At 44.1% G+C, this 11,160-nt stretch carries 10 protein-coding genes; 5 read left to right on the top strand and 5 right to left on the bottom strand.

Annotated elements, in window-relative coordinates:
* Window position 1: 1 nt before the first annotated feature.
* From gyrB to dnaA, 5 genes are all read right to left on the bottom strand, one after another.
* Entirely contained in the window at window positions 2-1,948 is a 1,947-nt protein-coding gene (gyrB, locus tag C5Z26_RS08145) for a DNA topoisomerase (ATP-hydrolyzing) subunit B (RefSeq protein WP_105449471.1), read from the bottom strand.
* Window positions 1,945-3,066, bottom strand: coding sequence for a DNA replication/repair protein RecF (recF, locus tag C5Z26_RS08140; RefSeq protein ID WP_105449470.1), 1,122 nt, complete (start codon window positions 3,064-3,066; stop codon window positions 1,945-1,947). The genes gyrB and recF overlap by 4 nt, the downstream gene beginning before the upstream one ends.
* Complete coding sequence (gene yaaA / locus C5Z26_RS08135) at window positions 3,067-3,303, bottom strand: S4 domain-containing protein YaaA (protein ID WP_105449469.1); 237 nt, start codon at window positions 3,301-3,303, stop codon at window positions 3,067-3,069.
* 495 nt (window positions 3,304-3,798) lie between these two features.
* Window positions 3,799-4,938 (bottom strand): DNA polymerase III subunit beta, encoded by a 1,140-nt coding sequence (dnaN, locus tag C5Z26_RS08130; protein WP_105449468.1) that lies wholly within the window; start codon window positions 4,936-4,938, stop codon window positions 3,799-3,801.
* A 175-nt stretch (window positions 4,939-5,113) separates the two neighbouring features.
* Window positions 5,114-6,478 carry a chromosomal replication initiator protein DnaA gene (gene dnaA / locus C5Z26_RS08125; protein WP_105449467.1) on the bottom strand — a complete coding sequence of 455 codons (1,365 nt, stop codon included), beginning with the start codon at window positions 6,476-6,478 and terminating at the stop codon, window positions 5,114-5,116.
* Between the two features lie 552 nt (window positions 6,479-7,030).
* Between dnaA and rpmH the strand changes: the two genes are divergently transcribed.
* The 5 genes from rpmH (at window position 7,031) to mnmE (ending at window position 11,145) form a co-directional block, all read left to right on the top strand.
* Window positions 7,031-7,165: a 50S ribosomal protein L34 gene (rpmH, locus tag C5Z26_RS08120; protein WP_105449466.1), complete on the top strand. Its 135-nt coding sequence runs from the start codon at window positions 7,031-7,033 to the stop codon at window positions 7,163-7,165.
* A 116-nt stretch (window positions 7,166-7,281) separates the two neighbouring features.
* Complete coding sequence (gene rnpA / locus C5Z26_RS08115; protein WP_105449465.1) at window positions 7,282-7,626, top strand: ribonuclease P protein component; 345 nt, start codon at window positions 7,282-7,284, stop codon at window positions 7,624-7,626.
* Between the two features lie 15 nt (window positions 7,627-7,641).
* Window positions 7,642-8,475, top strand: coding sequence for a membrane protein insertase YidC (gene yidC, locus C5Z26_RS08110; RefSeq protein ID WP_105449464.1), 834 nt, complete (start codon window positions 7,642-7,644; stop codon window positions 8,473-8,475).
* A 186-nt stretch (window positions 8,476-8,661) separates the two neighbouring features.
* On the top strand, window positions 8,662-9,510 hold the full coding sequence (gene jag, locus C5Z26_RS08105) for an RNA-binding cell elongation regulator Jag/EloR (RefSeq protein WP_105449463.1): 849 nt from the start codon (window positions 8,662-8,664) through the stop codon (window positions 9,508-9,510).
* Between the two features lie 243 nt (window positions 9,511-9,753).
* Window positions 9,754-11,145, top strand: a complete 1,392-nt coding sequence (gene mnmE / locus C5Z26_RS08100) for a tRNA uridine-5-carboxymethylaminomethyl(34) synthesis GTPase MnmE (protein WP_105449462.1) — start codon at window positions 9,754-9,756, stop codon at window positions 11,143-11,145.
* Window positions 11,146-11,160 lie beyond the last annotated feature (15 nt).

Genomic DNA, 11,160 nt, shown 5'->3' with positions numbered 1-11,160 from the left:
CTTAAACGTCCAAATCTTGGACGAACTTCGCGTTATCTTCAATAAATTCACGCCGTGGTTGGACATGGTCACCCATGAGCATTGAGAAGACGCCATCCGCATCGGCTGCATCTTCATCGCGTACTCGCAGTAAGCGCCGCTTTTCTGGGTCCATCGTCGTTTCCCACAGCTGTTCAGCATCCATTTCCCCTAACCCTTTGTACCGTTGCACAACGGGTTTTGGTGATGGCGCTAATTGTCCCATGACTTCACTCAACTCTTCATCTGAATCAATATACCGCACAAATTTACCTTGGCGGACTTGATACAATGGTGGTTGCGCAATGTAGACGAAGCCAGCGTCAACTAATGGCCGCATATAGCGGTAGAACAACGTTAGTAACAGTGTCCGAATATGGGCACCATCGACATCGGCATCGGTCATGATAATTAATTTATGATAGTTGGCCTTGCTTAGATCAAAGTCGCCACCAAAACCAGTACCCATCGCAGTAAATAAGGACCGAATTTCTTCATTGGCTAAAATCTTATCAATGCTAGCCTTTTCAACGTTTAAAATTTTACCCCGAATTGGTAAAATCGCTTGCGTCAACCGTGAGCGACCTTGCTTAGCAGAGCCACCGGCGGAATCCCCTTCGACAATGAATAATTCACTAATCTTAGGATCTTTACTTGAGTTGTCAGCTAATTTACCAGGTAAATTACTGATTTCTAACCCACTCTTTTTCCGCGTGACTTCCCGCGCTCGTTTGGCGGCAACCCGAGCTTTAGAGGCTAGTAACCCCTTATCCACGACTTTACGCCCGATACTAGGGTTTTCCATCAAGTATTTATTGAAATGTTCTGAGAACAACCGATCAACGGCGGCCCGCGCATCTGAATTTCCTAATTTTGTTTTCGTTTGACCTTCAAATTGTGGGTCCGGATGCTTAACACTAACAACAGCGGTCATACCTTCACGAACATCTTCCCCTGACAGGTTAGCTTCGTTATCTTTTAGCAAGTTATTCTTCCGCGCATAGTCGTTAATAACCCGCGTTAAGGCCCGTTTAAAGCCTTCTTCATGCGTCCCACCTTCATAGGTGTGGATATTATTCGTGAAGGTCATTAAATTGCTGTGATAGTCATCCGTATACTGTAAGGCCACTTCCACGGTAATACCGTTTTGCGCCCCTTCCACGTAAATTGGTTCGGGGAACAACACTGTTTTATTCTTATCCAAGTATTCAACGTAATGCCGAATCCCGCCTTCATACAAGAAATCTTGTTCCGTAGGTTTTTCCGGGCGTTCGTCGCGAATCGTAATCTGTAATCCTTTATTTAAAAAGGCTAATTCCCGAATCCGTGTCGTTAAAATACTAATATCATATTCCGTTGTTTCACGGAATATATCAGCATCTGGTAAAAAGTGGACGATTGTCCCATGGGCATCCGCTGGTGCGGTATCAACGACGCGCATGGCGGTTTGAACCTTACCACGCGCAAAGTCCATGCCATAGACTTTGCCATTCCGAATAACCTTAACATCGAGTTCTGAAGACAAGGCATTCACAACGGAAGCCCCGACCCCATGCAGGCCACCGGAAACTTTGTATCCACCACCGCCGAATTTACCACCGGCATGTAAAATCGTGAAGACCGTTTCCAAGGCCGGCTTACCCGTTTTCTTTTGGATATCAACTGGAATTCCCCGACCATTATCGGTCACCGTGACACTATTATCTTTTTCAACGGTCACATGGATTTCGTTGGCAAAACCCGCTAAGGCTTCATCAATCCCGTTATCCACGATTTCCCAAACGAGATGATGGAGACCTTGACTACTTGTCGTCCCAATATACATCCCTGGCCGTTTCCGGACAGCTTCAAGACCTTCCAAGACCTGAATCTGGCTCGCATCATATTCACGAGCACGTTCAAGTTTGGTTTCTTTTTCATTTTCGGTCAATGCGGTTCCTCCTCATGTAAAATGCCATGGCTAACTTCAAATACTTTGGGTTGCTTAATTAATTTACGGGCCACGCCATCCAAACTCGGCGTGGTCAAAAAAGTTTGTACCTTATCTTGGATAGCGGTTAGCAAATGGGTCTGCCGTGCCGCATCTAATTCTGATAAAACATCGTCCAATAACAAAACCGGATACTCACCGGTCTCAGCCTTCATCAGATCAATTTCAGCTAACTTCACTGATAACGCAGTCGTCCGTTGCTGACCTTGCGAGCCAAAAGTCTGCACGTTTTTGCCGTTCACACTAAACTGCAAATCGTCTCGATGAGGCCCTAGCAACGTCGTCCCTTGAAAGATTTCTTTAGCTTGTTGTTGGGCATACAGTTGCTGCAACGCCGGATAGAGCTGTTCAACGGTCGTCAACGTAGCTTCAAGCTGCGTTTTGTAATGAAAGCTCAGTTGCTCTTGATCCTGAGTGATTTCGGCATGGACCACCTGAGCCCAGCGTTCTAGTTGCTTTAACAATTCTAGCCGCTTGGCAATAATTTCAGCTCCAAATGCAGCCAACTGATCAGATAATACTTCTAAATAAACTTTATCTTTCGCTTGGTGGTGATGTAACTGCCGTAAATACTGATTACGTTGCTTCAAGATAGCGCGGTACTGGCTAAGATTATAAAGATACTTCGGACTCATCTGTCCAAATTCCATATCCATAAATCGGCGGCGAATGGCCGGCGCTCCTTTTACAATCGATAAATCCTCCGGCGCGAAGACGATCACATTCAAGTTGCCAATATATTGCGATAACTTTGCTTGTTCTAAATGATTAACTTTGGCCCGCTTGCCGCGCCGGCCCAGTTCTAATTCTAGTGGTAAGCTACCGGTCGTCTTATGTAACCGACCCTTTAAAGTGGCGGTCGTGGTTTCCCAGCGAATGAGCTCTTTGTCATTAGCGGTTCGATGACTGCGTGTTAAGGCCAACACATAAATCGCTTCTAACAAGTTTGTCTTGCCTTGCGCATTTTCACCTAATAAGACGTTTGTACTCGGACTAAAGCTCACTGCCAAATCCGGATAGTTGCGAAAATCATGTAGTTCTAAATTCTCTAAGTACATCTAATCAGTCGTTTCTGTCTGATTTGAGCGTATAAAAAATAACCCGTTGTCGGCAATGTCAATCGTGTCACCGGGATACAACTTACGGCCACGCCGATCATCGGGTTCATCATTAACCAAAACAGCTACTTCTTGTAAGAACCATTTGGCTTGACCACCGGAACTGATGATGGCCTCTTCTTTTAATAATTGGCCTAAAGTAATAAAAGGCGTATCAATTTGTACTGGCTTTTTCATAACTATCACCTACCTAACCTTTCAAACACAAGCTTTCAAGCTTGACCGTTACCGGTTTTGGCCTACTCTTCAACAGGTTACATTATACTTGTTTTTCACACAAAATTCAATTTATAACCGCGTTCAGAGCCATTTTAAGCCGATTTAAGTAAAACTAATGTCGGGGTACTAGCCCCGGGGTAAATTTGCTAGGATTTGAAAAAATCGCTTATTTTCGCAAAATCACTGTTTTTTTAGCCGTTAAATTCAGGATAATTGGGTTGATTAAAACTAACGGTTAGTTGATCAGGGCTACTTTAGTGGCGCTTAGCGCAACTAATTTATGGGAATTGTATAAAAACAACTTAGGGTTTAAACAACGTAACTTCAAAAGTTTCATCGCGGGCTATCCTTGCTCTGACCTAGTTATGCTGACTGCAAGTGATTAAAAAAAGCACCCCAATTCATCTCGAATTAGGGTGCTTTAACTTACTTTTGTATATTTATTCAGCCAAGTTAGAACGTCCGAACTGGCGTAATCAATTGAATAAAGTTTTCGCCTTCTTCAGTTGGGACTAACGTAAAGGGCCGTAATGCCATTGTGAATGAAATCTTGATCATGGCCTGACCAAATGAGTGTAACGCTTCTTTCATGTAATCCGGATTAAACGAAATTTCGAGTTCTTCACCCGTTAACTCAGCAGGTTGTAATTGTTCCGTGACTTCCCCCACATCGGGTGAATTGCCAAAAATCGTAATGGTTTTATCACTAGGATTAACGGAAAGGCGGACAACGTTATTGCGACTTTCATGTGACAGTAAAGAAGCCCGTTCAATGGCGGCAGATAACGCTGGCGCTTCAATTTCAACCGTCGTATTTGATTCTTTTGGAATTAACCGTGACGTATCAGGGTAATTACCCTCCAATAAACGGGAATAAAACGCCGTGTTGCCAAGCACGAAGAGCACTTGGTTTTCTGATAACCGCATTTGCACATCGGGGTTATCATCGCCGATCATCCGTGATAATTCAGTTAAACTTTTACCAGGAATAATCACGTCATAATTGGCATTATTGGCTGCTGGTAATTTGATTTTACGTTGGCTCAAACGGTGTGAGTCGGTGGCAACCGCCAAAAATTCACCATCAGCTAAGATAAAGTGAATCCCAGTTAAAATCGGCCGACTTTCTTGATTAGAAACCGCAATAACCGTTTGACCAATGAGTTCTTTGAAGACATCACCGGCTAACGTAATCGTATTGGTCGTATCAATTTCTGGTAAATGTGGGTAGTTATCAGGATCTAAGCCATTGATGGTAAATGACGCCGCGCCTGATGTGATCTGCGTTTGAAAGCCTTCCGTAACAGCCACGGTCATCGTGGTTTCAGGTAATTTTTTAACGATTTCACTGAAAAAGCGGGCTGGTAAAACGATTGAACCAGCTTCTTCAACGACTAACGTATTGTTATCATCATTGGCTGGAATCGTGGTTTCGATTGAAATATCGGCGTCACTCCCAGTTAAGGTAATGGCTTCGGTAGCAACGTCTAATTTTAGGCCCGTTAAAATGGGAATCGTAGTTTTTGATGAGATGGCACGTTGAACATTGTTTAATTCTTTAATAAAGGCCGATCGATTAATCGTGAACTTCATAATAAATCCTCTCTTCTTTGCTGATGCGGGTTTAATATAGATTAGTAATAAAAGATAGTAGTACTAGTAGAGCAGTGGATACTGTGGAAACATAGGCAGAACCCTTGTAACAATCGAGTTTTCCACATGTGCATAAGCTGTGGAAAACTTTTTGACTTAACTGAGTTTATCCACACTAGCCATTTAGCTGACTTTTGAGATCACCGATGGCTTGTTGCAAATCAGGATCAGTTTTTAAGGCAGCCGCAATTTTATCATAAGCATGAATCACGGTCGTATGGTCCTTGCCACCGAACTCATTACCAATCCGGGGAAGGGAACTATCCGTTAATTCACGGGATAAATACATCGCAATTTGGCGCGGCGTCACAATTTGCTTGTTACGCTTCTTACCTTTTAGCTCCGTCATCGTGACGTGATAATATTTAGCCACTTTTTCCTGAATAATGGGAATTGAAACTTCGGATAGCTTACTACTAAGGTTGAGACTTTTGAGCGCATCGGCAACTAGACTGGTCGTAATTGGGGACTGGTTTAGTTGCGAATAAGCTTGAACACGGGCTAAAGCCCCCTCGAGCTCGCGGACATTAGAGTCAATCTGCCCGGCAATGTAGCTGAGCGTATCATCCGGAATATTGATGCCTTCTAAATCGGCCTTATTCCTTAAAATGGCAATTCGTGTTTCGAGGTCAGGCGGGGTGATATCAACGGATAAGCCCCATTTAAACCGAGAAACTAAGCGATCTTGTAATTTAGGAATTTCATTAGGCAAACGATCAGAAGTTAACACAATTTGCTTGTCATCTTCATATAACGCATTAAATGTATGGAAGAATTCTTCTTGTGTGGCTTCCTTATTAGCGAAGAATTGAATATCATCAACGAGTAGTAAATCAACACTCCGATATTCTTCGCGAAATGATTCTTGTGTTCCAGTTTGAATGGAATTAATCAAGTTGTTGGTAAACGCCTCACTCGTGACATACTTAACCTTGCTATTAGGATTTGACTCGAGTAATTTGTTACCGATAGCGTGCATTAAATGGGTTTTGCCTAACCCAACACCCCCATAGAAAAACAACGGATTATACATATTACCAGGTTCTTCAGAGACCACCAAGGCCGCGGCATGGGCCATTTGGTTCCCCTTACCAATGACGAAGCTGTCAAATGTATATTTCGGGTTGAGTTTCGTTTCCCGCATAAATGTGGGGGTAGTTGCGGTGACAGGTGCGTCACTAGCAACGTTACCGGTAGTAGTCGCTTGCGATTTTTTCGTAAGCTGCTGACGTTCTTCCTCGGTTATCATCACCGGCGTAATCTGCTCATTAGTTGCTTGGAAGGCATAATCTGAAAATTTAGCTGCCAAGTTATTTTCCCAATAATCACGATGAAGTTTTGTGGGGACTTCAATCGTCATCTGCGAATTATTGAGCTGGAGTGGTTTCGCCGGTTCGACAAACGTCTGAAAGGTCATCGATGAAAGATCACTTTTCAGGGAGAACTTAATGATATTCCATAAGTCATTACGTTCCAGCACGTGGATACCCCTTTTCTTAAAAAACGTAATTCTATTCTAGCATGAACATCGTGAGTTTTCCACAGGGGGTGCGTGAGTTGTTAAAATAAATCACACCCTGTTTTTAAAGTTATGCACAAGCTGTCTAAAAAAGGCATTGTTTTTAAAAAGTCGGCAGTTGTCCACAGAAATGTGTTTGAAACTAAGGTGATTATAACAACGTTTGTTGGAGTTATACACATGTAAGAATGGGCCTGTGGAAAACCAATGCACACCCCGTGAATTTGTCGACAAGTCGGTGCATAAACTGGGGACAAGAAAAATGGCAGCTGGTTCATCCACAAGTGTTTTGCACCAAATTTGAGATCAGTGGTAACAGGCTAAAATGGGTAAACTCAAGGTGTGCTTTGCGACCAGCAAGCCGGTCGTAAAAGGATAAAAACAAGATAGTGGTTTTCAAATAAGGTTATTTATGCTATAGTATTCAGGAAATGCATTTAGATATAGACTGCGTTTTGAAAATAACGACTTAATCGACTTGATTCATGTCATTAGATTGAAGGAGGATTTGTAATGAAAAGAACTTACCAACCAAAGAAACGTCATCGTCAACGCGTGCACGGTTTCCGCAAACGCATGAGCACTAGCAGTGGTCGTAAAGTGTTAGCTCGTCGACGTCAACGAGGCAGAAAAGTATTGTCTGCATAGGCCACTGATAATCAGTGGCTTTTTCTTTACAGTCCTGAACCGCGCTTAGGTTCAGGACTGTAAAGTTGTGTAGCAATTCGCTCAGGTGAGCTTGAGCGCACACATGGAGATGGATTATGCGAAAATCATATCGGGTAAAAAAAGAAACTGAGTTTCAGCAAGTTTTTGAGACCCGCAACTCGTATGCCAATCGTCAATTTGTCATTTACGTTTTGGAGAAACCGGAGCAGCCACATTTTCGGGTCGGCATTTCAGTCGGTAAAAAGATTGGAAACGCCGTTGCTCGTAATTGGGTGAAACGCCGGATTCGGCAATCAATTACCGAGTTAAAGCCGCAACTTAAACAAGATGCGGACTTCCTCGTCATTGCCCGACCAGCCGTTGCCGGCAAGTCGCAAGCCGAAACCAAAGCTTATCTAAGCCATGCGCTAAAGCTAGCGCACCTGCTGGACAATGATTAAAGTGAGGACATTCGTTTGAAAAAGTACAGAAAAATACTGGCGATGTTGGCCGTACTGGCACTAGTGCTGGTTTTATCGGGGTGTAGCAATACGCCGATTACGGATAAGAGCACTGGATTTTGGGATGGCTGGATCATCTTGAACTTCTCACGGGCGATTATTTGGCTATCACAGTTGTTCGGTCATAGTTATGGTTTAGGGATTATTGCCTTTACCATTATTATTCGGATTGTGATCCTACCATTGATGGTCTTCCAAACTCGTAGCATGGTTGCCATGCAAGAGATTCAACCGCAGATGAAGGCGCTGCAAAAGCAATACTCATCACGCGATATGGAAACTCAGCAAAAGCTCCAGGCCGAGATGAAGAAGCTCTATTCAAAGTATGGGGTCCATCCGATGGCCAGCATGTTGCCGTTACTAGTGCAAATGCCGGTTCTGATTGCCTTGTATCAAGCCATTTGGCGGACACAAGTCTTGAAGAGCGGGACGTTCTTATGGTTACAACTTGGGAGCAAAGACCCATATTATATCTTACCAATCTTAGCGGCGCTCTTTACGTTCGCTAGTTCATGGTTGTCAATGAAGTCACAACCAGAACAGAATGGTATGACCACGTCGATGACATACTTGATGCCGTTAGTGATCTTAATTACAGCTATCAATGTGCCATCAGCGTTGTCGTTATACTGGGTGATTTCTAATGCGTTCCAAGTTGGTCAAACGTTGTTACTCCAAAACCCCTTCAAGATTAATCGTGAACGGGCGGCGAAGAAGCAAAAAGAACGCGAGCGGACACAAGCGCTTGAAAAAGCTAGAAAACGGGCAATTCGGAATCATAAACGTTAAATGTAAGTTGGACCTGCCGATTGGTGGGTCTTTTTTTGTAAGTTTTTTGACGATTAAATGCGTATTTTTACCAAATGGTCAAAATAACAAATGCAATGGCAATTCGGGCAATTAACTTGAAGTGACACGAGTTGGAGATGAGAATGCTATAATGAATGCAGGTATTTTTATCGAGGAGGAAATCGTATGACAGTATTTGAAGGTAATACCGTCGAGGACGCGGTCGCAGCTGGTTTAAAACAACTGGCACGGACGCGTGATCAAGTCACTATTGAACTGGTAACGGCGCCTAAGAAGGGCTTTTTGGGCATCGGCAAGCAAGCAGCCCAAGTTCGGTTAACCGTGAAGCCCCAAGCGGCACCTAAGCCCGCGGTCACCAAGATGCCAGCGAAAAAGCCAGTGCAAGCTAAAGCACCAGTAAAGCCAGTGGCTAAGCCGGTGGTGCCAGTAGCGCCAGTGGTGACTAAAGCTAAAACACCAACACCCAAGCCTAAACCGGTGGTCGCCCGAGCGCAACCAGCACCGGTAAAGTCGGTAATGCCGGTAAAGACCCCGGCCCAAATTGCAGCCCGGCAGGCGGCTAATGAGCAGGCGGTACGTGATTTGAGTGCGTACTTATTAAAAATTGTGAAACAATTAGGGATTACGGCAGACTTAGATGTTGATTTTGGTAATCGGTATGCGCTTTTGAATTTTGATACAGCGAAGCAAGGCTTGTTGATTGGGAAACACGGTCGGACGATTAATGCGTTACAAGATTTAGCCCAAGTCTACATGAATCATCACGGGGCTTCCCACGTTAATGTGAGCTTAGATGTTGACGATTATCGTGAACGGCGCGCAGAGACCTTGCAGCGGTTAGCTGAAAATACGGCGCGTGAAGTTATTGCGACCGGCAAACAAGTTTTCTTAGATCCGATGCCATCCTTTGAACGGAAACTCATTCATGCGGAATTAGCCGATAATCATCACGTCACCACTTTTTCAGCGGGCCGTGATCCGCACCGGGCCGTGGTTGTAGCGATTCGGAAGTAGGGCCATTTGCGGATGCAAACAGGCGTTTGACAAACCGCAAATGAGCTATTATAGTATAGGTATTAATCATTCTTATCTTTTAGATAAAGTAGTCAAAGTGCTTTATCCACGCTTTAAGGTGGCGTGGACTAGGCACTTTTTTTCTGCATTTTAGGACATATTGTTAACTAATTGTAAGTGAAATTTGGTATGGTATTTGAGATGGTAAAGCGTTCCAAACACGTTTAGAAAGGACCTGAAGGTATGGCAGTAACCACAGAATTTGATACAATCGCAGCAATTTCAACGCCACCTGGTGAAGGGGGCATTTCGATTATTCGCGTGAGCGGTGATCAGACCTTAGACGTCATTGCTCAGATTTTTAAGGGCAAGGATCTTAGTCAGGTCCACACCCACACGATTAATTATGGGCATATTATTGACCCAGAAACCCATCAAGAAATTGATGAAGTCATGGCTTCCGTGATGCGAGCACCGAAGACGTATACACGTGAAGATGTGATTGAAATTAACTGTCATGGTGGCTTAGTTGCGACCAACGAGATTTTACAATTGATTTTAAGTCATGGGGCGCGGATGGCTGAACCGGGTGAATTTACCAAACGGGCCTTTCTTAACGGTCGGTTGGACTTGTCACAGGCTGAAGCCGTGATGGATTTGATTCGAGCGAAGACGGATAAGTCCATGAAAGTGGCACTAAATCAGCTTGATGGCGACCTTTCGACGCTGATTCGTCACTTACGACAAGATATTTTAGACGTGTTAGCGCAGGTCGAAGTGAATATTGATTATCCCGAATATGATGCAGTTGAAGCGATGACGACTAAGATGTTAAAAGAAAAAGCAACCGAAGTCGGCCAAAGTATTGACCAGTTGTTAGCCACGGCGAAGCAAGGTAAAGTCTTGCGTGAGGGGCTTGCAACAGCAATTATCGGCCGGCCAAATGTGGGTAAGTCGAGTTTGTTGAACCACTTACTGCACGAAGATAAAGCGATTGTTACGGATGTCGCGGGGACGACGCGTGATGTGATTGAAGAATACGTCAATGTGCGCGGTGTGCCGTTGAAGCTAGTCGATACAGCTGGGATTCGTGATACGGATGATAAAGTTGAAAAAATCGGTGTCGAACGCAGTCGGAAAGCGATTGGGGCTGCCGACTTGGTCTTGTTAGTCCTCGACAATAGCCAACCATTGACACCTGAAGACGAGCAATTATTACGTGACACGGCTGATTCTAAACGCATTGTCATCTTGAATAAGACTGACTTACCGGCCCAATTGGACCAAACGGCCTTATTAAAAGTGGTTGATGAAAGCGACGTGTTAAACATGTCTGTGCTGCAACAAGCTGGCGTTGACGAGCTGGAACAACGGATTGCGAAGATGTTCTTCCATGAAGGCATCGAAAGTAGTCAAAATACGGTCATGGTCACTAATGCCCGGCATATCGGGTTGTTAAATCAGGCCAAACAAGCCTTGCAAGACGTTCAGACTGGGATTGCCACGGGGATGCCCGTAGACTTAGTTCAGATTGATATGACCCGTTGTTGGGAATTTCTCGGTCAAATTACCGGGGATAGTTATGAAAATGAATTATTAGATCAATTATTTAGCCAGTTCTGCTTAGGCAAGTAGCCGGTACGGAGGAAA

The sequence above is a fragment of the Lactobacillus sp. CBA3606 genome, assembly GCF_002970935.1.
In the GTDB taxonomy this organism is placed as follows: domain Bacteria; phylum Bacillota; class Bacilli; order Lactobacillales; family Lactobacillaceae; genus Lactiplantibacillus.
Note: the sequence above shows the minus strand (reverse complement) of the source record. Positions and strands in the feature narration are given on the sequence as shown.

Coding starts and splice junctions, on each gene's coding strand:
- recF (WP_105449470.1), bottom strand. CDS start 3,066: ATGTACTTAGAGAATTTAGAACTACATGATTTTCGCAACTATCCGGAT.
- yaaA (WP_105449469.1), bottom strand. CDS start 3,303: ATGAAAAAGCCAGTACAAATTGATACGCCTTTTATTACTTTAGGCCAA.
- dnaN (WP_105449468.1), bottom strand. CDS start 4,938: ATGAAGTTCACGATTAATCGATCGGCCTTTATTAAAGAATTAAACAAT.
- rpmH (WP_105449466.1), top strand. CDS start 7,031: ATGAAAAGAACTTACCAACCAAAGAAACGTCATCGTCAACGCGTGCAC.
- rnpA (WP_105449465.1), top strand. CDS start 7,282: ATGCGAAAATCATATCGGGTAAAAAAAGAAACTGAGTTTCAGCAAGTT.
- jag (WP_105449463.1), top strand. CDS start 8,662: ATGACAGTATTTGAAGGTAATACCGTCGAGGACGCGGTCGCAGCTGGT.
- mnmE (WP_105449462.1), top strand. CDS start 9,754: ATGGCAGTAACCACAGAATTTGATACAATCGCAGCAATTTCAACGCCA.